This window comes from Paenibacillus illinoisensis NBRC 15959, assembly GCF_004000925.1.
In the GTDB taxonomy this organism is placed as follows: Bacteria; Bacillota; Bacilli; order Paenibacillales; family Paenibacillaceae; genus Paenibacillus; species Paenibacillus illinoisensis.
In genome coordinates, this window is record NZ_BIME01000009.1 from 112,822 (window position 1) to 135,862 (window position 23,041).

Below are 23,041 nucleotides of genomic sequence, written 5' to 3' on the forward strand. Positions count from 1 at the left end.
ACAGCATGTGTAAGGATTTGGTAGGACTTGCAAAGTGGTTCATGGTTCGTATATACTGAGACACAACAATTACAGATCGGAACCATGCCGTTGAAGAGCATCCAACTCGGAGGCGTTATCGCCAGGGGAGCGAATCCATCCCCAAGTTAACCGGAACCGCCCGTTATCGCGGACCAAGAGGCTGGAACAGGTTATCCTGATTCGGCAAGTTGGGTGGCACCGCGAGCAGAGCGCTCCTCGTCCCAAGGGATGAGGGCGCTCTTTGCATTTTTTTAGCCAAAGGAGACGGTGACCATGTTGGACATGAAGTGGATTCGGGCCCATGCAGATGAAGTGCAGGCGGCGGCAGACGGGAAGAAAATCAATATTAGCATTCGTGCATTGCTGGAGCGGGATGAGGAGCGCAGAGCGCTTTTGCAGGAAACAGAAGAAGGACGCAGAATGCGGAACACCTTATCAGCGGATATCGGAAAATTGATGCAATCCGGGGACCGTGAACAGGCCGAAGGATTAAGAACTCAGGTGAAACAGCTGAATGAGAAGCTGGAACAGGTCGAAGCGAAGCTGGCGGACGTGCAGGAGGAAGTGACCCGGCTGCAATGGCTGGTGCCTAATGTCGTTTCACCAGATACGCCGTTTGGAGCATCGGACGAGGATAATGTGGAGCTGCGACGTGTAGGAGAAGCACCAACATTCGCTTACACAGCCAAGGACCATGTGGAACTCGGGGAGCTCCACGATCTGATTGATATTCCGCGCGGGGTGAAGATTGGCGGAACACGAAGCTATGTGCTGAAAGGGGCAGGGCTGCTTCTGCACCGGGCTGTTCAGCAGCTTGCACTTGATTTGCTGCTGGGGCATGGGTTCACCCCTATGGAAGTGCCTCTCATGGTCAGGGAGGATGCACTTGTGAACACGGGATTTTTCCCAACAGGACGTGATCAGGTCTATGAGCTGGCAGGGGAGGACAAGTGGCTGGTCGGAACCTCGGAGGTACCACTCGTATCGTATTATGCCGATGAGATTGTGGATGTACAGAAGCCGATCAAGCTGGCTGGTATATCGACGTGTTTCCGCAGTGAGGTCGGGTCAGGCGGCCGTGATGTGCGAGGACTGTACAGAGTGCATCAGTTTGCCAAAGTCGAACAGGTCATTCTCTGTGCACCGGATGCAGAGGAATCAGAGCGTATGCTGCAGGAAATTACCGGACATGCTGAAGAGCTGCTGCAGTTGCTGGAACTGCCTTATCGTGTGGTGGCGGTGTGTACTGGAGACATGTCGCAGAAAACGTATAAACAATACGATATTGAGACATGGATGCCGAGCCGGGGCGCTTACGGGGAAACCCATTCGTCGTCAAACCTGCAAGATTTTCAGGCTCGCCGTTCGAACATTCGCTGCCGCAATGCCGAAGGTCAGCTAGCGTACTGCCATACGCTCAACAATACGGCCGTGGCATCGCCGCGGATCCTCATTCCACTATTGGAGAATCATCAACAGGAGGATGGAAGCATTCGTATTCCGGCAGCTCTCCAGCCTTATATGGGTGGTGTTGAATATTTGACTTTGCCGCTTCCAGATGAAGAGTAACCGCCTGAACTATAAGTTAAGTTGGCAGCAAGACAGAAACGGAGCCCTTTATGGGTTCTGTTTTTTATTTTCTTGAATGTAAACGGCGTAGAGCTTTAATTCGTAGAAAGGTTGATTGGAAAATTGTCGAATCCCACTTCTTTAGACCATCCTAGCACTGCAAAATTCATTATTATGCATTCAATCTCCGATATAATATAATAGAAGTAAAATATTGGGTTATGGGAGATGGGAGATAGCAATGAAAAGAGTAAAACGAACACTTCGAGGAATGCTTGCACTGATCATGGTATGTGCCATCTTGGCTCCATCACACATTCTGGCGGCTACAGGTGACGTGACCTCCATTGAAATTACCAACAGCAGCCCGCAGAAGTTAAGTGTGTCACAGACGGTTGCGCTGAAGGTGATGGCAGAAGTTGAAGGGTTTGATAACAAGCAGGATGTGACTGCAGGGGTTACGTGGTCTACGAGTAATGCAGCAGTTGCAACCATTGTGAAAGGTAAAGTAAAGGCAGTAGCAGCGGGTGAGGCAACGATTCATGCTGAGGTCGATGGGGCAAAGGCGCAGCTCGTTGTCCAGGTTTCCGAGAAAATCAAAAGCATCAAGGCTTCGCCCAAATCCTATAGTTTTGTCAAAGGCAGTGAAAGTGCACTGCCAAAAGTCAGCATTGTACGTGCGAGCGGCAAGGAAGAAGATGTCACCTCCGAGATCGTGTGGAGCGTTTCGAATGCAGCAGCTGTCGTGGAAAACGGCAAGATCAAGGGCAATACCCCTGGCCGGGTGCTTTTGCAAGGCAAATACGGCTCGGAAACAGTTAAAGTGCCTGTAGCCATTACTGACATTATTACCAAAGTGGAAGTTACCCCTACTGCAATGCAGTTGAACATCAAGAAATCCAAAGCACTGAAGGTCATTGGTACATATGCCAACGGAAAAACAATTAATCTGTCGAAACAGGTGACCTGGACTTCGTCGAATAATGCAGTGGCAACCGTTAAAAATGGGACGGTCAAAACGCTAACCGAAGGAAATGCAACCTTGACAGGAACCTACCAAGATCAGACAATAAAGACAGAAGTTACAGTTGTTCCATTGCTCAAAAAGTTGCTTACAGGTCAGAAGAAGCTGGTGTTATCCCCGCAGGGAAGCACAACGCTAACCGTTATGGCGCAGTATGATACAGGCAAGACAACGGTGGTTACCAACAATGCAGTCTGGAGCAGTACGAAACCGAGCGTAGCTACCGTAACCAATGGCAAAGTGGTGGCTGTAAGTAAAGGCAAAACGAGCATAACCGCCAAGTGGAACAACAAGAAAGTGACGATACCGGTAACGGTAAAATAAAGCTTATTTCAATCCAGCGTGTGACCATAGCTTTTTACATCATAGAGACAGGCAGCAGAGGGGCGTAGAATATACGTCCCTTTTTAGATACAAAAATACAAAGTCACCGCAATAAGAGGCTTACCCGCCCGGGTCCAGAAACAAAAACGGAGAGGACGTGACCCGCATGAAAGCTACAATTATAAGTTCAAATGGGGATCTGAAAGATTGAACTTACTTTAGGCAGAGAATTGCTGTACAAAAAGGCAACTGCGGTTTAGGGCCGATGGATCGTAAGCATTGGAGAAGGTGATGTTGATCAGAGAAAGACGAATTTATTTTATTGCGGTAGTCATTACCATGGCAGCCGGGCTGGCATCCCGTCGTTACGGGGATATGCTGCCTGTTTTCTTACATGACCATGCTGGAGATGCCTTGTGGGCAGGCATGATCTATTTCGGATTTCGTATGGTTTGGATCAGGCGAAGTAAGGCTTGGGCTTTCCTTTTGAGCTTCGTGTTTAGCTGGGTAATAGAATTCTCGCAAATGATTCAGATGCCATGGCTCAATGAGGTGCGTTCAACCATGTTGGGTGCACTGATTTTGGGACACGGTTTTCTTGTCATAGATCTCATCAGATATACGGCTGGGATCCTGTTTGCGTTCGTGATAGACCATTATTTCCTAAGCAATAGGAGGAGTTTGTATGAACGTTGAAAAGTTATTCGCGGAGTCGCCAGAATTTGAAACAGAACGGCTGCTGCTTAGACGTCTTACATTAGACGATACGGAGGATTACTATGCATTTGCCTCCGACCCAAGAGTGAGCGAGCAGAGTCTGTGGAACTGCCATGAGATGGTGGATGACTCCGTTCAATACATTCAACGGGCCTTGGACAATTATGAGAATAAATTGGTGTATCTATGGGGATTTGTTCGCAAAGACACGGGGCGCCTGATTGGCCGCGGGGGGATCTTTCATTTCAATGAACTTATGCAGAGTGCTTCTTTGGGATATGCCATTGCAAGCAAGGAGTGGAATAAAGGGCTTGCTGCTGAAGCGATGCAGCCCATCGTTCATTACTGCTTTCAAGAACTGGACTGCAACCGGCTGGAGGGCAGATGCAATGCTGGCAACATCGGTTCGGCACGGGTCATGGAGAAACTGGGCATGTCGTATGAAGGCCTGCTTCGCAAGCAATTGAAGATCAAAGGCGTGTTCACGGATCAAAAATTGTACTCCCGTATCCGGGATGATCTATAATACTTGCAATGATACACAGGATACATAGAAGAAATAATAAGGAGGCGGAGCAATGATCTACAGCATTATTTCTCAATCAGTATGGGAACAGGTATCCAAGGAGAGCGTGTACGCACCGGATAGTCTGGAAACGGATGGATTCATTCACTGTTCTACCAAAGAGCAGATTCCATGGGTAGCTGCACAATATTACGCAGGGCGGACGGATCTGCTGCTGCTGGGTATTGATGAAAAAACGTTGAAGCCAGAACTCGTATATGAAGACCTGTATGAGTTAAATGAACTTTTTCCTCATATTTATGGAGAGCTTAATCTGGATGCGGTGAAGAAAGTGATTCCTTTTCCGCCGAATGAAGAAGGCGTACTGGTATTTCCCGAATAAAGCAAACCTTGCACTCACTATGGATATAGAAAGGTGTTGGCCTATTGTGGATATGAATATGAATCAGACATTTCTGGAGACAGCCGAGAAGCAATTTCTGTATTATAAGCAGCTTGGAGAGAAGGCCATGGAGCAGCTGGAGACCGAGCAATTATTTCAGGCATGGCATGAGGAAACCAACAGCATTGCCGTCATTGTGAAGCATCTGTGGGGCAATATGTTATCCCGCTGGACGGATGTGCTCACAAGCGATGGAGAAAAGCCTTGGCGAGAACGGGATGCGGAATTCGTCAATGACATTTCCACACGAGATGAACTGCTGGGCAAGTGGGAAGAAGGCTGGAACTGCTTGCTGAGTGCCATTCGTTCCTTTGCACCGGAACAACTCTCACAGATCATATACATTCGCAATGAAGGTCATACCGTCATGGAGGCTATTACACGGCAATTGGCGCATTATCCGTATCATGTGGGACAAATTATTTACGCAGCCAAAATGCTGAAAGAAACACCATGGACCAGCCTTTCCATACCAAGAAATGGGTCAGCAGTATACAACGGCAGCAAGTTTGCCAAACCAAAAGAACGCAGACATTTTACCGCGGATGAGTTAGACACGGATGATCAGCGGCATGATTAACCTTACTATAGAACAAAGAGAGGGACACTATGACACAGTTTGCATTAATACGTCACGGAAGCACAGCTTGGAATAAGGAGAAACGGTCTCAGGGACAGACGGATAATCCGCTGGATCAGGAAGGGAGAGAACAGGCGGTTTTGCTTGCGGAAAGGCTGAGTTCGGAATCGTGGGATGCCATCTATGCCAGCGATCTGGGGCGTGCACATGAGACGGCGAAGATTATCAGTGAACGGCTGGGTATTCGTGAGATTCATCTGGACCCAAGGCTGCGTGAGATGGGCGGCGGTCAGGTGGAAGGAACAACGGAGGCGGAACGTATAGCCAAATGGGGCCCGGACTGGAGCACTCTGGAGCTGGGACGGGAAGCTGCAGAATCCGGGACGATGCGTGGCAGCGCTGCAATTGAGGATATATGCAAAGAGCATCCTGATGGGAAAGTGATTGTGGTCAGTCATGGGGCCATTCTGCGTAATACCCTCCGAGGATTGGTGCCTGCGCTTGATGTCAGCACGAAGTTGTCCAATACCTCGATTACCCGGCTTGAAAAGAAAGCTGGATCCTGGGCGTGCGAATTATACAATTGCAGTGTCCATCTGAATCCGAAATAGAACATGATCAATCCTAAACTTACCAACAGGGGGAGATGGCGTGAGCAAAATCAAGTATGTATGGACAGAAGAGATGCTGTCTCCACTGGGTGAGGCTGGAGTGATGATTCGTTGCGGAGATGTAATATCGGATGAAGTTCACCGCAGAGTGATCTCGGTCTGTGCTTGGCTGGAGGGAAATTCCTTTCGGGGCATGGTGGAGTTGGTTCCATCATTCGCGTCGATTGCACTGTTTTATGATCCAATGGATGTTGCAGAATCCGCTCGATCGGCTTCAGGGAAAGGAGCAAGTGAATCTTCTCCATATCAACAGGTGTGCAGGATGTTATTGTCCCGGTTAGAGATGCTTGAAGAATCCGTACATAATCAATTCAGAACCATTGTGATTCCAGTGTGCTACGGAGGTCCATTCGGGCCTGATCTGGAGTATGTCGCGAGTGAAAACGAACTGACCCCAGATGAGGTTGTTGCGATTCATACATCCGGGGAATACCTGGTCCATATGATTGGATTTGCACCGGGATTCCCCTACCTTGGCGGATTACCCAAGCGGATTGCTACACCCCGAAGAGCAACTCCGAGGCTGAGAGTGGAAGCCGGGACCGTCGGAATCGGCGGCGAGCAAACCGGAATATACCCGGTAGCCACTCCTGGTGGTTGGCACTGCATCGGACGAACACCTCTGAAGCTGTTTCGTCCTGAACATGATCTGCCGAGCCTACTTCAGGCAGGGGATCGGGTCCGGTTTGAAGCGATAACCGAGCAGGAATACATAGAGTGGAAGGAGGGCGAAGGATGAGAATGGAGGTCATTCGCCCAGGCCTGTTGTCCACAGTTCAGGATGAGGGAAGGTACGGATATCGACGGCATGGGGTACATCCGGGTGGAGTCATGGATACATTTGCAGCAGGAACAGCCAATATGCTGGTGCATAATCGCCGTAATGCAGCTGTGATGGAAATAACCATGACGGGCCCTGAGCTTCGATTTCATGAAAATAGCTTCATCGCTCTATGTGGTGCAGATCTGTCGGCAACCGTGGATGATCAGCCCGTTCCCCTGTGGCGTCCGGTCGCGTTAATGGCGGGAAGTGTATTGAAATTTGGGCGATGTCGATCCGGATTGAGAGCATATCTGTCCATTGCTGGTGGGATAGAGGTAAATGAGGTCATGGGGAGCCGAAGTACGGATCTGAAAACAGGCATTGGTGGCTTGGAAGGCAGAGCTTTGCGGGCAGGAGATATTTTATCTGCTGCGGAGGCATCTTGGGAAGCACGAGCCATGCTCCATCAATTGCTGGAACAAGCGAAGTTGGAGAAAACACAAATGAAGGGGCCGATATGGCACCTATCCAGCAGAGAATGGCCTTTCTATCAGAGGGATCCAGTAATCCGTGTGATGGCGGGAACAGATACCTCCAAGTTTACCAGGGAAAGCCTGGAACGATTGTATAATGAACAATATGTGATTGCTCCTCAGTCGGATCGGATGGGATATCGATTGGAGGGTTCAAGGCTGGAGCTTGAACAACCCATGAGCCGGTTATCAGAAGCCGTAACCTATGGCACAGTTCAGGTCCCAGCAGATGGTCAGCCCATCATCCTGATGGCAGATCATCAGACCATTGGAGGATACCCAGTGATTGCACAGGTAGCCAGGGTGGATTTACCGGTATTGGCACAGGCAAGGCCCGGGACACGGGTTGCTTTTCAGCCAATTACACATGAAGAAGCGCAGCAGTTGTTCCTGGAGCAGGAACGGGGATTACAGCTGTGCGCTGCATTCATCCGCAGAAGATTGACCGAAACGGGGGATCGCCAATGAAGACGGTAGATATCAATTGTGATCTGGGCGAAAGTTATGGTATATACCGAATGCCGTGGGATGAAGCGGTTTTGCCGCTGATCACTTCGGCCAACATTGCTTGCGGATTTCATGCAGGGGATCCGGCCACGATGCGATCCACGGTGGAAAAGGCGATGGAGCATCAGATTGCGATTGGAGCACATCCGGGATTGCCGGATATGCAGGGTTTTGGCAGGAGAAGCATGGATATAACTCCGCAAGAAGCCTATGACATGGTCGTTTACCAAATCGGGGCACTGGATGCCTTCGTAAGAGCATCCGGTGGATGCATGCATCATGTGAAACCGCACGGCGCATTATACAATATGGCTGCGGAGAATATGATGCTTGCTGAAGCTATTGCTCAGGCAGTTTACAACGTAAGGCCAGAACTATACCTCTATGGTCTTGCGGGCAGCGCGCTCATTGAGGCGGCGGATCGTACCGGTCTGCGCAGCGTAAGTGAAGTGTTTGCAGATCGGACTTACGGTGCGGACGGTAAATTGACGCCCCGCAGTCATGCAGGAGCAGTCATTGGACAGCCAGAACAAGCACTGGCTCAAGTGCTGCGCATGGTGAATGAAGGTATCGTAGTGTCCACGGAAGGCATAGCGGTTCCCCTCAAAGCGGAGACCATATGCATACATGGTGATGGGGAGCATGCCCTCTCTTTTGTAAGAGAAATCCGCAGAGTACTTGAAGCTGAAGGGGTAATTCTATCGGCTGCAGGTCATGCTTGAGAATGGGTCGGTACCGGAACCCTCCGAGATAGATACATATGAATGAATTGGAGTCGATGAACAAATGAAACCGATACGAAATTCCGCAAAGGCGGTCATTGTACAGAATGGAAGGCTGCTCGTCATCCGTTTGGAGGATCAATATGGTACAGCTTATGTTTTCCCGGGTGGAGGCCAGGAGAAGGGCGAAGAATTGAAGGATGCGGTTGCCCGCGAATGTCTGGAAGAGATTGGACAGGCCGTGAACGTAGGCGAATTGCTTCATATCCGGGAATACATCGGGAAGAATCATGAGTTTGCCGAATGGGATGCAGACATCCACCAGGTTGAATTTTATTTCGAATGCAGCCTGAAGGATACGGATGCCACAGTATTTGAAGGCTCCAACCCGGATGACCATCAGGTTGCGGTGGAATGGATTGCGCTTGAAGATCTGCCTTCCGTCCGTTTGTATCCCCAAACGATTGGCGAATTGCTGCTGAAACGTGAACCATTACGGATTTATCTTGGGGATATCAACTAATAACCTTTCCAATATTGTCACGTTTACGAACGGATTCATGGATTCACCATAGGTGGGGTGGGTACACTATAAGTACAGGCTTTTATGTCACAACAAACTTAATAGAAGTGGAACATAGAATTACACGATAACGGAACGGACAGAAGAAACCTGAAGAAGCGAAGCGGTCGCCTTTATCACTGGATTTTTCCTTTGCGAAAAGGGAATAAAAAAAATCTGGGGATAACAGCGATCGGAAGGTTGTTCTGTCAGTGGAGTGCTTACGTGTAATCACAGTAAGTTCTGCTTATATATCCCCAAACCGGAAGGAGCATGTCCCATGAATAAGACGGAACTAGAACAAAACATTGTAAAGGCATTGGAAAACAACCCTTTTTGCAGCTTCTCAACCGTGGAAAATGGTAAACCGAAATCCCGCTATATGGCGCTTTTCAATGATGGTATGAATATTCACTTGGCGACGAACCGCCGCACACATAAGGTAGAGGAGCTTGAGAACAACCCTAATGTTAGTCTTTTGCTCGGCTATGAGGCGGGTGGCTCCAAAGAAGTGGTTGAGATCGAAGGAACCTGTGAAGTAACCAAAAATGAAAACCTGCGTGAAGAAGTGTGGAATGATGAACTGAAAGCATGGTTTGACGGACCGAACGATCCGAATTATGTCATTTTGGATATTACACCAGTACGCATTGAATATACAGGCAAGGACCATGAGCATCAGGTGTGGGAACAATAAAGCAACCGAATGAAGTGCTCTTTGGGAGCGCTGAATAATCGGATATATCTTGATGGACATATAAACCGTGAGGCCGCAGAGCTTCGCGGTTTTTTGCTGGCTGATGAGCAGGCTGAAATGGATACATATGTAAGTCCTATGTAATATACGTATTTAACACGGTTAGTAAACTATATATTAACAAAAAAAGAGAGAATAATGTCGAAATCCCGCATGATTATGTAAAGTTGGATTCTTATGTGCGGATAATGTAAAAAATAATGCTTTTCAACCACGCCTCATTGCGTTATGATTTGGAATGTAAACGATACGCACAGATATGAATAGATGTTCATGTGAGATAAACTAACCTGAATTCAGCTGGTGAAGACCATGATTTCAGCACGCACAACCCATGAAATCTATGCTATTTCTGCGCCTATTCGTTTGCACACTATGGCATGATTCAATGTACATAACCGGGAGGGGTTATTTTGAAAAAGAACAAAAAAGTATTATCAAGCCTGACTGCCGCTTTAGTTGCATTAAACGTGCTTGCAGTATTTCCGGTACCTGTATCGGCTGCAGATGCTGCCAAAGTAAAATTGCGGATCATGGAAACAACGGACATTCATGACAATCTGCTTAACTACGACTACTACTCCGATAAAGAGACCGATCAATATGGACTCGCCAAAACAGCTACGCTGATCAAAAAAGCCCGTGAAGAAGCGAAAAACAGCCTGTTGTTCGACAATGGTGACCTGATTCAGGGTAACCCGCTCGGAGACTATGTAGCCAAAATCGATCCACTTCAAAAGGGTGAGACTCACCCTGTATATAAAGCAATGAACCTGCTCGATTATGATGCCGGTAACATCGGAAACCACGAGTTTAACTATGGTCTGGATTTCCTGGACATGACGCTGGAGGGCGCCAACTTCCCTTATATTAATGCGAATGTCTATGTAGATGACGGCGATGACGATGAAACGAACGACAAGAATTACTTCACTCCCTATGAAATTCTGGACAAAAAAGTAACGGATGAGAGCGGTAAAGAGCACACGATCAAAGTGGGTGTTATTGGATTCGTACCGCCACAAATTATGCAGTGGGACAGTGCTAATCTGGAAGGCAAAGTCATTGCCAAGGATATTATTGCTACAGCCAAGAAATTCATTCCACAAATGAAGGCTGAAGGTGCAGACATTATCGTTGCCATTCCTCACTCCGGTTTTGAAGATATCCCTCAAACGGATCTGATGGAAAACTCGGTGCTGTACCTGAGCCAGGTAGAGGGGATTAATGCGATTCTGTTTGGACATGCCCACAAGGTATTTCCAAGTGCTGATTTTGAAGGCAAAAAGGGAGTAGATCTTGAAAAAGGCACCATCAATGGCGTTCCAGCGGTGGAGCCAGGCTTCTGGGGTGATCATCTCGGAATCATTGATCTTGATCTGGAGCTGGTGGATGGCAAGTGGAAAGTGGTAGATTCCGCGACAGAAGCACGTCCAATCTATGACACTGCGAACAAAAAGCCATTGGTTGATGCAGATCAGGAGATCATCGATGCGGTTCATGAAGAGCACGAAGGTACGCTTGAGTATGTACGTGGTCCGGTCGGAGAGACAACGGCTCCAATCAACAGCTTCTTCGCTTTGGTACAGGACGATCCATCCATTCAGATCGTGACGAATGCTCAGAAATGGTACGTGGAGAAACACATGCAAGGAACCGAGTATGAAGATATCCCGGTATTGTCTGCAGGAGCTCCATTTAAAGCGGGCGGTCGTTCAGGTGCTTCGTACTATACGAATATCCCTGCAGGCACCATCGCGATCAAAAACGTAGCTGATCTGTACGTATATCCGAATACGGTACATGCCGTTCTGGTTAACGGTGCTGAAATCAAGGAATGGCTGGAATGGTCTGCGGGCCAGTTCAATCAGATCGACCCGGCTAAGGGTGGACAGCAGCAGCTGATCAATATGGATTTCCCGACGTACAACTTTGATGTTATCGATGGTGTAACGTATCAAATCGATGTGACTCAGCCTGCCAAATACGATTCCAAAGCAACCGTGGTGAATGCATCGGCAAGCCGGATCAAGGACCTGAGCTTCAATGGCAAACCGATTGATCCGGAGCAAAAGTTTATCGTGGCAACGAATAACTATCGTGCTTCTTCGTCCAAACTGGCCAATCCGGATGGTAAACGTATCGTTTTGGCAGCTCCGGATGAGAACCGTCAAGTCATCATTGACTACATCCGTGATAACAAAACAATCAATCCGGCAGCGGATGGCAACTGGTCACTGGCACCAATTAAGCCTTCTGCAAGTGTAACTGCAGCAGCGCTGAACGATCTTGAAGTGGTGTTTGCGTCTTCTCCGGATGCCAAAGCGCTGGTTGAAGCTAACCCGGCAATGTCGTTCATTGGTACGGATGACGAAGGTTTTGCCGAGTATGGCTTGAAATTGACTGGAGAAGCCGCGGTGACTCCCGAACCGGGAACGAAGCCTGCTCCAGCACCAACACCTGCTCCAGCACCAACACCAAAACCAGAACCGCAACCTGAGAAACCAGCAAGCGGCAAAGTGGTATATGTGGTGAAAAAAGGGGACAACCTGTACCGCATCGGCTTGAAATATGGTGTGGACTGGCGCAAGCTTGCCACAGCCAACAAAATTTCAAATGTACATCAATTGAAAGTTGGACAGAAAATCGTAATTCCCGCTTCTTAATATAAAGCGGATGATGAAGGCCGACAGTCAACAGACTGGCGGTCTTTTTTTCTGCAAAAATGTTTAAGACTGTAGCAAAAACGTTCATACCGGAAGTCATCAAAACACTAGAGATTAATTTTATGACCCATGCTATAATATTTACAAACTTTGGGTATATACCATTTAACATTAATTGAAATAGAAACATAAACCGGCAAGGGGGTTCTACATGAATTGCAGTGGCTGCAGTCCAATCTATCCAATTGAGGATCAAGGTACTCTGTATCTGCGTCCCGTTTTCCCCGTTTTGCTGGAATTGCTGAGAACGTTGGGTGTGCATGTTGAACATTCGGATGAAGCGATATGGATGACCTATACGAATGCTGAATCTGTACAAAACTGGCTGGAAGCGATACAGAAGCTCGAAGCCATCCGCCCGGAATCGATTACAGTACAGGTAACTTCAATGCATGAACAGGCGGATCAAGCAGGCTGGATTAGTCTTCAGATGATGAAATCTCGATTCAAGCATGCTGATCTGGTATCGATTATTTTGAACAACCAATTCAGCAGTCATATGCAGCCTATTGTTGATGCAAATGAACAGATTGTCGGATTCGAGTTTTTGCTTCGACCTTCCGAAAATGGCACGCCATTTAGCCCGTATAACTTGTTTGAGGTTGCCCGGGACACGGGTTTACATTCCTTTTTGGATCGGACCGCAAGAATCACAGCAATCGAAACAAGTGCAGCCTTTTTGCCTCATGGTGTTAAGCGCTTTGTGAATTTCCTGCCCTCCTCTATATACAATCCTGAGTTTTGCCTGATCCATACGTTTGAAGCGATTGAGCGCTTGGAACTGGACCCCAAGGATTTTGTGTTTGAAGTTGTGGAAACGGAACAGATCCAGCATATGTCCACTCTCCAGCATATTTTTTCGGTGTATCGTTCCCATGGAATGTCGGTTGCACTGGATGATGTCGGGGCAGGGTATTCGACCATTGAATTGATGAATCGGCTGGAGCCTGATTTTGTCAAAATTGATCGTAGTCTGATTGATCAGTGTGATCGTGACCCGGTGAAACAACAGCAAATTATCGATATTGTGGAGATGTCACGCCGATTCGGGGGACGTGTGCTTGCTGAAGGCATCGAACGCATGGAGGAATTTGATTTTTGCCGTTCCATAGGGATCGAGCTGGCTCAGGGATATTACTTTGGCAAACCGTCGGCCAAGCCGCCACAGGGTCCATACCGGCAAACATCTGCCTAGATAAATGCCTTTTTAATGTGTACATATAAACAAGTCACTTCCAATTAGCGGAGTGGCTTGTTTGACATGCCATGTAAATTTTTGTAATCAAATAAATTTGGACTTAAGCCGATATATAAGATAGCCCTATCGATAGGATTTGGTGTGAAGAGAAGGGTTGAGGTAGACATGGAGAGGGTCCTACATACAAACAAAGAAGGATTGAACTTTCTAGAGGGGGAATAGCAGATGGGGGAGAATCTGGACCAAGGGCATGCGAAAAAAGCTGCCAAACCAGTCAAACAGAAAGAAAATAAAGCAAAAAAGAAGAACAAGAAAAAGGGCTTTGTCTGGAGTATACGAAATAAATTGCTGGTATCTTTTCTGGCCGTATTGCTGGTGCCCAGTTTGATCATTGGAATGATCACATTGTTGATTGCCGATCGCACGGTGGAAGGTCAACTGATGGATAGTGCCAAACAAAGTGTAAGCACGACGAATTCAATTATTGAAACCCATATCAATGCGAAGATTCACGATATCAATTATTTTGCCGATTCCATTCGGACGGACATGCTTAGCGGGGATAGTGGCCTTTCTGAATTGGAAGTGAAATTACAGCAGTATGTCGGATTGCATCCTGATGCGTTGAATATATTTGTAGGAACTGAAGATGGGACCATGGTTAGGGGGAAAGAAAAAACCGGCAGTGCACAAGGGTCCAACTATGATCCAAGGGAGCGGGAATGGTACAAGCTGGCGATGGCCAACCCGGGCAATCCCGCTGTGTCAGCCGTGTCCAAGAATACGGATGGAGTAACGGTTGTGTTTATCTCCAAAACACTGGAAGATCAATCTGGTGTAGTAGGTCTGTCTTTGGATCTAACGGAACTTAGCGAACAGGCTTCCATTAAGGTGGGCAAGGAAGGGTACGTTATTATCATGGATCCGGAGAGAAATTATATCTCCTCACCTGTGGTGGAATCTGGCACGCACGAAACGTCAGAGGCTTTGGAGCCCATGTTTGCAGAACAAGAGGGGTCGTTCGATTACACCTACAATGGTGATTCCAGAATGATGATCTTCTCCACTAATGAAGCTACGGGCTGGAAGATTGGCGGAACGATGTTCCAAAGTGAATTGTCCCATGCCAGTAAAGACATTCGTATGGCAACCTTAATCGTCATTCTGGCTGCGACCTTCCTCACGCTAATATTCATTATCTGGTTTACACGCTCCATGCTGCGCCCAATCCGGCGTCTCCAGGAGTCTGCTCGTGCGGTAAGCAAAGGGGATCTGACGGTCAAGATGGAAACCGGACGAAAAGATGAAGTCGGTGATCTCGCCAAGTATTTTGAGCGGATGGTAGATAACCTTCGAATGATGATTCTGGGTGTACAGGAGACGACGGAGCAGGTATCGGCTTCCTCTCAGGAATTGTCGGCGAGTGCGGAGCAAACGACCAAAGCCATTGAGCACTCGACACTTTCCATTCAGGAACTTGCGGAAGGTGCAGAGCAGCAGGTGAAGAGCGTGACCGACGGATCGGGGCAGATGAGTCGTATGGCCGAAGATGTCCGCATGATGTCTGAACGTGTGCAATCCATTACGCAGAACATGCGGAATACATCCGGAGCAGCTTATTCCGGTAATGAAGCTGCGGGACAGGCCATGGATCAGATGAGCAGCATTCAGGAGACGGTGGAACAGCTGGCAGTGGTGGTTCAGTCCTTGAATGCGCGGTCCACAGAAATTGGAAACATGGTTAATGTCATCGCCACCATTTCCAAACAGACCAACCTGCTTGCACTGAACGCATCTATTGAAGCGGCGAGAGCGGGGGATGCTGGTCGAGGATTTGCAGTGGTAGCAGGTGAGGTTCGGAAACTGGCGGAAGAATCCGGCAGCTCTGCGGCACAAATCGGTGAACTTGTTCATAATATCCGTCTGGATATGGATGCCGCCATGGATGCCATGACGGCTGCCCAGACCCGGGTAGAGGATGGCATTCAGGCCGTAAATACTTCAGGACAGTCATTCGCACAGATTCGTGTGGCCGTTGAAGATGCAGCCCATACGCTCGATGATCTGTCTCAAACAACGAAGCAGCTGGAAGAAGGAGCGGCTCGTGTTGCCCAAGCCATGAATGATATTTCTGTCGTAACCCAGGAGAGTGCTGCGAATACGGAATCCGTATCGGCTTCCTCTGAGGAACAGCTGGCATCTGTAGAAGAGATTGCGTCGTCATCAGCACATCTGAATAGTATGGCGGAACAATTACAAGGCCTGCTGGGCATGTTTAAAATGGTGGAAGATACGCCGAAGAACAAGGACCAGGCATAACCTGGTGATAATACTTGTTCATAGAATAAAATAAAGATAGACAATCCTCCTGTTGCCCTGTATAACTATATCGTTGGTTTTTCTCTTAGATTGCGGTGTATTTATAATAGTAGTAATAGGGTGAAGGTACAGGAGGATTTATGACATACGTAGCTATACTAATCTTTGTATTAACCGTTGCGCTGGTGATCTGGCAGCCTCGTGGACTGGGTATTGGCTGGTCTGCTTCAGGTGGAGCCGTGCTCGCCTTGCTATGTGGTGTCGTCAGTCTGAATGATGCCTCCGATGTGGCATCCATCGTATGGAATGCAACACTGGCATTTGTCGGCATCATTATGATTTCACTGATTCTGGATGAGACCGGGTTCTTCGAATGGGCTGCACTTCATATGGCGAGACTCGCTGGAGGGAATGGACGCAGACTATTCATCTATTCCATATTGCTCGGAGCAGCAGTGTCTGCTTTATTTGCCAACGATGGTGCGGCGCTTATTCTGACTCCGATTGTTCTCGCCATGGTGCGTGCGCTGAAATTCGATGAACGCATGGTACTTGCATTTGTCATGGCAAGCGGGTTTATTGCCGATACCACGTCACTGCCGCTGATTGTCAGCAACCTGGTGAATATTGTGTCAGCCGATTATTTTGGAATTACGTTTGTCGAGTATGCTGTGCGGATGATTGTTCCCAATATCTTTTCCATGGTAGCGAGTACAGGAATGCTGTATCTGTTTTATCGTAAAAGTATCCCTCATCGCTACGACATCTCCGCCGCTCGCGATCCCAAGGAAGCCATTCGCGATCCGCGGATGTTCCGTATTGCCTGGTATATGCTTGCGCTGCTTCTGATAGCTTACATCTCCAGTGAGTTTCTGCCGATCCCGGTATCGGTTATCGTGGGCGCCGTCGCTCTGCTATTCGCCATATTGGCACGCAAGAGTGAAGCGGTTGACCTGAAACGTGTTGTCAAGGAAGCGCCTTGGTCCATTGTGGTCTTCTCGGTAGGCATGTACATCGTTGTATACGGACTGCGTAATGCCGGGTTAACAGATTATCTGAGCCGCTGGCTGGATACCATAGCAGAGCATGGCCTGCTGGCTGCATCGGTGGGCATGGGATTGATCGCAGCAGTATTATCATCGGTGATGAACAATCTGCCAACCGTGTTGATTAACGCACTGGCGATCCAGGATGCGCATACAGAAGGCATTGTTCGAGAAGCGTTGATCTATGCCAACGTGATTGGATCTGATCTGGGTCCCAAAATGACGCCGATCGGTTCACTGGCCACATTGTTGTGGCTGCATGTGTTGTCGCGAAAGGGTGTAAAGATTACGTGGGGATATTATTTCAAAGCAGGTGTTATCCTGACGATCCCGACATTGTTGATTACCTTGGCTGGACTGGCCCTGTGGCTGTGGATTTTGAATTAGTAGAAAGGCTGCTTTTGCTCTGGTGCCATGCACTTGAGAGGAGGCAGTTTTTATTTTCTTTCTATATATGAAGTTTAAATATTATTAACAAAAAGTATTTACATTAGACCAGCCTTTTATTGGCTGGTCCTTTTTATTTTCTCACCTCTCCCAGGCGATGGATTGAAACGTCTGGAAGCGACCAAACAACACCGAAGCAGTGGAGGGGACGGAATCGATTCTGAAGAAGCGAAGCATTCGCCTGCTATTACATTGGAACGGAGAGGACAGCAATAATCTGTAGAAGCGAAGCGCTCGCCTTTATCACCGGATTTTTACCAAAGGGAAAAATTAATGAAATCCGGGGATAACAGCGATCGGAAGATTGTTCTGTCAGCGTAGTGGCACTATGTAATTTCCGTGAGGCCGAGCCAATACAGCGTTCGGAAGAACGATCCGGAACCGGAACGGTCGCTTACGGTGTTGTTTTGCCTTCCATTTATTTCAAAACACCGCCCATAATTTTAACATTGCGTTTACAAAACATTGATTTTGAGATGACATACCGAAACTACAATGATAAAAGAGTTGATGGTGAACAAACAAATTCACAAAACGCCATCACTACATTGGGGGAGGAAAACAAAACATGTTTAAAAAGTTGCCGTTTATTTTGATGACCTTAACGTTCGTACTGGTACTCGCAGCATGCGGATCCAAAAATGATGCTGGTACAGAGGGCGCCGCAAGCAATGGTTCAGGATCAGGCGAAGCTGCTGAGCTTAGCGGAAACATCCTGGCTGTTGGTTCAACAGCACTGCAACCTCTGGTAGAGCAAGCTGGACAAAAATTTATGGCAGTTGATGAATATAAAAATGTAACAGTGCAAGTGCAAGGCGGCGGTAGTGGTACGGGTTTGACACAAGTATCCGACGGACAAGCCACAATCGGTAACTCCGACGTATTTGCAGAAGAGAAGCTGGAAGACGAAGCAAAAGCAAAAGAACTGGTTGATCACCAAGTAGCAGTAGTAGCTATTGCACCAGTAAGCAACAAAGATGCAGGTGTTGAAGACCTGACGAAGCAACAACTGATCGATATCTTCTCCGGTAAAATCACGAACTGGAAAGATGTTGGCGGTGCAGATCAAGCCATCGTTATCGTTAACCGTCCTAGCAGCTCCGGTACTCGTGCAACATTCGAGAACTTCGCTCTGGGAACGAAAGTTGAAGATATTCAAGGATCCATCCAAGAAGATTCCTCCGGTACAGTGAAGAAGCTCGTATCCGAGACTCCAGGAGCAATTGGTTACCTGGCCTTGTCTTACCTGGATGACAGCTTGCAAGTACTGAAGTACGAAGGCGTTGAAGCAACAGTTGAGAACGTAGAAGCTGGAACATATCCAGTATGGGCTTACCAGCACATGTACACAAAAGGTGAGCCGGATGCAGCTACAAAAGCATTCCTCGACTACATGCTGAGTGACGAAATTCAACAAACAGACGTAACGGAACTGGGTTACATTCCGGTATCCGGCATGAAAGTAAAACGCGATGCAGCAGGTAACTTGACTCAATAATCTTTGAACTTGCTCATACAGCGAGAGAGGCGGACTAAGGTCCTGCCTCTTTGCGCGGTTTGAACTGAAATAATCCCATATTTTACATTACTCTATTATAGAAGGATGGTTGTTATGGAACAGACCGAAGGGGGAACGGTAATGAACAGCAAGATCAAGTCACGCCGACCCTTGAGAGAGAAACATTTCTGGGAAGAATGGACTGGACGGATCTATACGTCGATTTGTGTCGTATTGTTGATCGTTGTCATGTTTTCCATCGTTTATTTTGTGGCGTCCAAGGGTCTCTCCACCTTTTTTAAGGATGGTGTGAGCCTGAGTGAATTCCTGTTCGGCAAAACGTGGAGTCCATCATCAGAACCAGCAGCCTATGGAGCATTACCGTTCATCACCGGTTCCTTCACAACCACCCTGCTGGCCGCTTTGATTGCAAGCCCGCTCAGTTTGTGTGCAGCACTCTTTATGACGGAGATCGTGCCGGGTAAAGGGAAAAAGATATTGCAGCCTGCCATTGAATTGTTGTCCGGTATTCCGTCTGTCGTTTACGGTTTTATCGGTCTGAGTGTTATAGTGCCTCTATTGCGCAGCATTTTCGGCGGAGCCGGCATCGGGATTGCAGCCGGATGTCTGGTTCTATCCGTAATGATTCTGCCTACCGTAACAAGCATTATGGCGGATGCTCTGTCTGCTCTGCCCAAAGGCTTGCGTGAATCGTCCTATGCTCTGGGCGCTACGCGCTGGCAGACGATCTATCGCGTGATTATTCCAACGGTTCTGCCAGCCTTGCTGACAGGGATCGTTCTGGGTATGGCTCGTGCCTTCGGTGAAGCACTCGCTGTACAAATGGTTATCGGTAATGCACCGCATGTACCGACATCCTTGCTTGAATCAGCTTCTACATTAACAAGTGTAATCACCCTGAGTATGGGTAACACCACAATGGGTTCGGTTCATAATAATGCACTCTGGAGTATGGCGCTTGTCCTGCTTGTGATGACGTTTGTATTCGTCATTCTGGTTCGTTTGCTCGAAAGGAGAAACCGGGTATGAAAATGAAGGCGAAAACGGTCGATAAAATTGCTACATCCGTCATAGTTGTTTTAGCCTTGTTCATCGTGGTATTGCTGCTCGGTTTGCTGGGATTCATCCTGTTCCGGGGAGTAGGGCAAATCAACTGGCACTTCCTGACGAGTGCGCCGCAGCTGCTCAAAGGGGGCGGCGGGATTGGACCGCAGCTCTTTAACTCCATCTTCCTGTTGATCTTAACGCTCATTATCACCATTCCGCTCGGTTGGGGCGGAGGAATCTATATGGCGGAGTATGCGAAGCCAGGCAAGATTACAAGTTTTATCCGATTGGTTGTTGAGGTATTGTCCTCCTTCCCGTCGATCGTTATCGGTTTGTTTGGTCTCTTGTTGATTGTAAATACGTTCGGCCTCGGCTTCTCCCTGATCTCGGGTGCCATGGCGCTCGCGATATTCAACCTGCCGCTCATGGTACGTACAACGGAGCAGGCGTTCCGGGCCGTTCCGAAGGAACAGAAGGAAGCGGGCCTGGCACTGGGTCTGTCCAAATGGAAAATCATCACGTCCATCTTGCTGCCTGTGGCGCTGCCAAGCTTGATTACAGGTACAATCCTGGCTTCCGGCCGGATCTTCGGTGAAGCGGCAGCCCTGATGTTTACTGCAGGGATGAGCAGTCCGCCGCTGGACTTCACGGATTGGAATCCGACAAGCCCAAGATCGCCGCTTAACCCATTCCGTCCGGCAGAGACACTTGCCGTTCATATCTGGAAAGTCAACAGTGAAGGCATTGGGCCAGATTCCAAGGAAGTAGCAGCCGGAGCATCTGCGGTGCTTGTTATCCTTGTACTGGCGTTCAATCTGAGTGCGCGCTGGATCGGCCGGGTTGTATACCGCCGCATGACAGCTTCGAAATAAGGAGGAACCAACATGGCCATACCTTTTGGTACGGAACAGTTAAGCATATATTATGGACATTTCCAGGCAGTCAAGCAGATCAGCCTCGCGTTTCCTGAAGCCAGCGTTACAGCGCTGATCGGACCTTCCGGTTGCGGTAAATCCACGTTTTTGCGGTCCCTCAACCGCATGAACGATGAGATTTCCGGTTCCCGCACAGAGGGGCACATCTGGATGGATGGTAAAGACCTGAACGAGCCAGGCACCGACGTGATCAAATTGCGCCAGAAAATCGGCATGGTGTGGCAGAAGCCAAACCCATTTCATAAGTCCATCTATAACAATATCGCGTTTGGCCCCCGCTACCGCGGTATCAAAGGCAAGAAGGCACTGGATGAAATCGTGGAGAAAAGCTTGCGCCGCGCCGCGCTATGGGATGAAGTGAAGGACCGACTGAATGAATCGGCCCTGTCTCTCTCTGGTGGACAACAACAGCGTCTGTGTATTGCACGTGCCTTGTCGGTTGATCCTCAGATTTTGCTGCTCGATGAGCCGGCATCAGCGCTGGACCCGGTATCGACGGGTAAAGTAGAGGAACTCATTTCCGAGCTTAAGAAGGATCTCCGAATCGTAATCGTAACCCATAATATGCAGCAGGCAGCACGCATCTCGGATTATACAGCGTATTTTTATCTGGGAAGCATGATTGAGCACGGGGATACAGAACATATCTTCACCAACCCCGATAACCGTTTGACACAAGAGTACATTATGGGACGTTTCGGTTAAGGAAATTGCATGACATTGGATGGAGTATAATATAAAGCAATAAACAGAGAAGAAAGCATAACTCCCGAACAACAAAGTTTGGGGGTTATGCTTTTTATATTTTAGTAATGGTAGAGTTTGCCATAACAAAAACAATCATGCTACGATAACCAGAGTTACAAGATAGTTAGTGCACAGATCTATGTTTCTGAAGGTAGAGATGATGACAAGTTGGATATCTAGGACTCTGAAGGAGATGTTGATGATAACAACGGACCGCGAACGATTCATGGACAGCTTGGTAGCGGATGCGATAACACGCTATCCCTTAAGGAGGCCCTCGGCCTGCTTTATCCGTCACAATGAGAATCTGACCTATCATATTATGGACGAAGCAAGTGGACAGAAGTATCTGCTGCGTATACATAAAGCTGCTTATGCAAGCATGACCGGTATTCAACATACACGTCCGGCACTGGAAGCGGAGATGAATCTCCTTCATGAAATAAAATCATCTACCGGATTACGCGTGCAGAATCCTGTTCGTAATCTGTCGGGAGATTGGGTTACTGTCTGCTTCCTGGAAAGTGGGGAGGAAATCTGCTGCACCATGCTGGAATGGATTGAAGGCAGGGACATTCAGCAAGGGGAGCAGCTGACAAGAGAGCAGATTCATGACTTGGGGATACAGATGCAGACACTTCACCACTATGGTCGCATGAAGGATAGACCTGATACAACCAGCACCGGACCAGAAGCGAAGGATGGCTGGATAGGCCAGACTGAAGTCCGTCCATCATATGGCAGTATCAAGGAAAATCTGAACATGCTTGGGCAGCTTGAGGAAGGCGTCAGATTGGACATATTTACACCTGAGGATTTTGCCTTGATACGTGAGACGTTTGGGAATATCAACAACCAGCTGGAAGCATATCCTATTGGCCCAGAGACATGGGGAGTGATTCATGGTGACATTACCCGGGGGAATCTGCTGGTGACGGAACAGGGAATCTCCATGATCGACTTTTGCTTATATGGTTATGGCTATTATCTTTTCGATGCTGCAGGTGCAGCCTTGATCTTCAATGGGGAAGAACGGGATATCTTCCTATCGGGTTATACCAAACAAACAGCTCCGCTCACCAAACAAGAGATCAGGCTGATGGAAGGATTCATGCTTATTTTTACGTTCGGTTACTATGCCTTCCAGATGGCCAACGAGTCCAGACATGAATGGATGAAGGATCGGATGCCGAAGCTCTGCAGCAAATATTGCAGACCCTACGTCGAGAACCACAGTATTTTCTATGAATTATAAGATCGTTATTTAATATAGTAAGCACGACATTACGACCACATGCTTGAGCCAATATAATTGGGGCGTCCTGAACTCAGGGGGCTC

At 48.1% G+C, this 23,041-nt stretch carries 21 protein-coding genes; all 21 read left to right on the top strand.

What is annotated here, in order from left to right; genetic code table 11:
* The first annotated feature begins 294 nt into the window (after positions 1-294).
* The 21 genes from serS (at position 295) to PIL01S_RS20670 (ending at position 22,957) form a co-directional block, all read left to right on the top strand.
* The gene (serS, locus tag PIL01S_RS20570) at positions 295-1,590 is read left to right on the top strand and encodes a serine--tRNA ligase (protein WP_127539138.1); all 1,296 of its coding nucleotides are present in this window, start codon (positions 295-297) and stop codon (positions 1,588-1,590) included.
* 241 nt (positions 1,591-1,831) lie between these two features.
* Positions 1,832-2,938, top strand: a complete 1,107-nt coding sequence (locus tag PIL01S_RS20575; protein WP_127539139.1) for an Ig-like domain-containing protein — start codon at positions 1,832-1,834, stop codon at positions 2,936-2,938.
* Between the two features lie 291 nt (positions 2,939-3,229).
* A complete protein-coding gene (locus PIL01S_RS20580) occupies positions 3,230-3,634 on the top strand; it encodes a ribosomal maturation YjgA family protein (RefSeq protein ID WP_127539140.1) in 405 nt (134 codons plus the stop codon).
* Positions 3,624-4,181: a GNAT family N-acetyltransferase gene (locus tag PIL01S_RS20585; protein ID WP_127539141.1), complete on the top strand. Its 558-nt coding sequence runs from the start codon at positions 3,624-3,626 to the stop codon at positions 4,179-4,181. The genes PIL01S_RS20580 and PIL01S_RS20585 overlap by 11 nt, the downstream gene beginning before the upstream one ends.
* A gap of 52 nt (positions 4,182-4,233) precedes the next feature.
* On the top strand, positions 4,234-4,563 hold the full coding sequence (locus tag PIL01S_RS20590; protein WP_127539142.1) for a DUF952 domain-containing protein: 330 nt from the start codon (positions 4,234-4,236) through the stop codon (positions 4,561-4,563).
* 52 nt (positions 4,564-4,615) lie between these two features.
* The gene (locus tag PIL01S_RS20595) at positions 4,616-5,203 is read left to right on the top strand and encodes a DUF1572 family protein (protein ID WP_127539248.1); all 588 of its coding nucleotides are present in this window, start codon (positions 4,616-4,618) and stop codon (positions 5,201-5,203) included.
* Positions 5,204-5,232: 29 nt separating this feature from the next.
* The gene (locus PIL01S_RS20600) at positions 5,233-5,814 is read left to right on the top strand and encodes a histidine phosphatase family protein (protein WP_127539143.1); all 582 of its coding nucleotides are present in this window, start codon (positions 5,233-5,235) and stop codon (positions 5,812-5,814) included.
* 73 nt (positions 5,815-5,887) lie between these two features.
* Complete coding sequence (gene pxpB / locus PIL01S_RS20605) at positions 5,888-6,613, top strand: 5-oxoprolinase subunit PxpB (RefSeq protein ID WP_127539249.1); 726 nt, start codon at positions 5,888-5,890, stop codon at positions 6,611-6,613.
* Positions 6,610-7,638 (top strand): 5-oxoprolinase subunit C family protein, encoded by a 1,029-nt coding sequence (locus tag PIL01S_RS20610; protein WP_127539144.1) that lies wholly within the window; start codon positions 6,610-6,612, stop codon positions 7,636-7,638. Before pxpB ends, PIL01S_RS20610 begins: the two co-directional genes overlap by 4 nt.
* Complete coding sequence (locus PIL01S_RS20615; RefSeq protein WP_127539145.1) at positions 7,635-8,399, top strand: 5-oxoprolinase subunit PxpA; 765 nt, start codon at positions 7,635-7,637, stop codon at positions 8,397-8,399. Before PIL01S_RS20610 ends, PIL01S_RS20615 begins: the two co-directional genes overlap by 4 nt.
* 64 nt (positions 8,400-8,463) lie before the next feature.
* A complete protein-coding gene (locus tag PIL01S_RS20620; RefSeq protein ID WP_127539146.1) occupies positions 8,464-8,922 on the top strand; it encodes an NUDIX domain-containing protein in 459 nt (152 codons plus the stop codon).
* 319 nt (positions 8,923-9,241) lie between these two features.
* Positions 9,242-9,658 carry a pyridoxamine 5'-phosphate oxidase family protein gene (locus PIL01S_RS20625; RefSeq protein WP_095291705.1) on the top strand — a complete coding sequence of 139 codons (417 nt, stop codon included), beginning with the start codon at positions 9,242-9,244 and terminating at the stop codon, positions 9,656-9,658.
* A gap of 473 nt (positions 9,659-10,131) precedes the next feature.
* Positions 10,132-12,384, top strand: a complete 2,253-nt coding sequence (locus tag PIL01S_RS20630) for a bifunctional 2',3'-cyclic-nucleotide 2'-phosphodiesterase/3'-nucleotidase (RefSeq protein WP_127539147.1) — start codon at positions 10,132-10,134, stop codon at positions 12,382-12,384.
* A gap of 211 nt (positions 12,385-12,595) precedes the next feature.
* Positions 12,596-13,639 (top strand): EAL domain-containing protein, encoded by a 1,044-nt coding sequence (locus PIL01S_RS20635; RefSeq protein WP_127539148.1) that lies wholly within the window; start codon positions 12,596-12,598, stop codon positions 13,637-13,639.
* Positions 13,640-13,867: 228 nt separating this feature from the next.
* Positions 13,868-15,961 carry a methyl-accepting chemotaxis protein gene (locus PIL01S_RS20640; protein ID WP_127539149.1) on the top strand — a complete coding sequence of 698 codons (2,094 nt, stop codon included), beginning with the start codon at positions 13,868-13,870 and terminating at the stop codon, positions 15,959-15,961.
* A 140-nt stretch (positions 15,962-16,101) separates the two neighbouring features.
* The gene (locus PIL01S_RS20645; RefSeq protein ID WP_127539150.1) at positions 16,102-17,394 is read left to right on the top strand and encodes an arsenic transporter; all 1,293 of its coding nucleotides are present in this window, start codon (positions 16,102-16,104) and stop codon (positions 17,392-17,394) included.
* A gap of 628 nt (positions 17,395-18,022) precedes the next feature.
* Positions 18,023-18,952, top strand: coding sequence for a phosphate ABC transporter substrate-binding protein PstS family protein (locus tag PIL01S_RS20650; protein ID WP_127539151.1), 930 nt, complete (start codon positions 18,023-18,025; stop codon positions 18,950-18,952).
* A 114-nt stretch (positions 18,953-19,066) separates the two neighbouring features.
* The gene (gene pstC / locus PIL01S_RS20655; RefSeq protein ID WP_236146679.1) at positions 19,067-20,002 is read left to right on the top strand and encodes a phosphate ABC transporter permease subunit PstC; all 936 of its coding nucleotides are present in this window, start codon (positions 19,067-19,069) and stop codon (positions 20,000-20,002) included.
* Between the two features lie 2 nt (positions 20,003-20,004).
* The gene (pstA, locus tag PIL01S_RS20660) at positions 20,005-20,892 is read left to right on the top strand and encodes a phosphate ABC transporter permease PstA (protein WP_095291810.1); all 888 of its coding nucleotides are present in this window, start codon (positions 20,005-20,007) and stop codon (positions 20,890-20,892) included.
* A gap of 12 nt (positions 20,893-20,904) precedes the next feature.
* Complete coding sequence (pstB, locus tag PIL01S_RS20665; protein ID WP_095291715.1) at positions 20,905-21,660, top strand: phosphate ABC transporter ATP-binding protein PstB; 756 nt, start codon at positions 20,905-20,907, stop codon at positions 21,658-21,660.
* A gap of 241 nt (positions 21,661-21,901) precedes the next feature.
* Positions 21,902-22,957 (top strand): phosphotransferase enzyme family protein, encoded by a 1,056-nt coding sequence (locus PIL01S_RS20670; RefSeq protein ID WP_164764298.1) that lies wholly within the window; start codon positions 21,902-21,904, stop codon positions 22,955-22,957.
* Positions 22,958-23,041: the final 84 nt, after the last annotated feature.

Coding starts and splice junctions, on each gene's coding strand:
- serS (WP_127539138.1), top strand. CDS start 295: ATGTTGGACATGAAGTGGATTCGGGCCCATGCAGATGAAGTGCAGGCG.
- PIL01S_RS20575 (WP_127539139.1), top strand. CDS start 1,832: ATGAAAAGAGTAAAACGAACACTTCGAGGAATGCTTGCACTGATCATG.
- PIL01S_RS20580 (WP_127539140.1), top strand. CDS start 3,230: ATGTTGATCAGAGAAAGACGAATTTATTTTATTGCGGTAGTCATTACC.
- PIL01S_RS20585 (WP_127539141.1), top strand. CDS start 3,624: ATGAACGTTGAAAAGTTATTCGCGGAGTCGCCAGAATTTGAAACAGAA.
- PIL01S_RS20590 (WP_127539142.1), top strand. CDS start 4,234: ATGATCTACAGCATTATTTCTCAATCAGTATGGGAACAGGTATCCAAG.
- PIL01S_RS20595 (WP_127539248.1), top strand. CDS start 4,616: ATGAATATGAATCAGACATTTCTGGAGACAGCCGAGAAGCAATTTCTG.
- PIL01S_RS20600 (WP_127539143.1), top strand. CDS start 5,233: ATGACACAGTTTGCATTAATACGTCACGGAAGCACAGCTTGGAATAAG.
- pxpB (WP_127539249.1), top strand. CDS start 5,888: ATGCTGTCTCCACTGGGTGAGGCTGGAGTGATGATTCGTTGCGGAGAT.
- PIL01S_RS20610 (WP_127539144.1), top strand. CDS start 6,610: ATGAGAATGGAGGTCATTCGCCCAGGCCTGTTGTCCACAGTTCAGGAT.
- PIL01S_RS20615 (WP_127539145.1), top strand. CDS start 7,635: ATGAAGACGGTAGATATCAATTGTGATCTGGGCGAAAGTTATGGTATA.
- PIL01S_RS20620 (WP_127539146.1), top strand. CDS start 8,464: ATGAAACCGATACGAAATTCCGCAAAGGCGGTCATTGTACAGAATGGA.
- PIL01S_RS20625 (WP_095291705.1), top strand. CDS start 9,242: ATGAATAAGACGGAACTAGAACAAAACATTGTAAAGGCATTGGAAAAC.
- PIL01S_RS20635 (WP_127539148.1), top strand. CDS start 12,596: ATGAATTGCAGTGGCTGCAGTCCAATCTATCCAATTGAGGATCAAGGT.
- PIL01S_RS20640 (WP_127539149.1), top strand. CDS start 13,868: ATGGGGGAGAATCTGGACCAAGGGCATGCGAAAAAAGCTGCCAAACCA.
- PIL01S_RS20645 (WP_127539150.1), top strand. CDS start 16,102: ATGACATACGTAGCTATACTAATCTTTGTATTAACCGTTGCGCTGGTG.
- PIL01S_RS20650 (WP_127539151.1), top strand. CDS start 18,023: ATGTTTAAAAAGTTGCCGTTTATTTTGATGACCTTAACGTTCGTACTG.
- pstC (WP_236146679.1), top strand. CDS start 19,067: ATGGAACAGACCGAAGGGGGAACGGTAATGAACAGCAAGATCAAGTCA.
- pstA (WP_095291810.1), top strand. CDS start 20,005: ATGAAGGCGAAAACGGTCGATAAAATTGCTACATCCGTCATAGTTGTT.
- pstB (WP_095291715.1), top strand. CDS start 20,905: ATGGCCATACCTTTTGGTACGGAACAGTTAAGCATATATTATGGACAT.
- PIL01S_RS20670 (WP_164764298.1), top strand. CDS start 21,902: ATGATAACAACGGACCGCGAACGATTCATGGACAGCTTGGTAGCGGAT.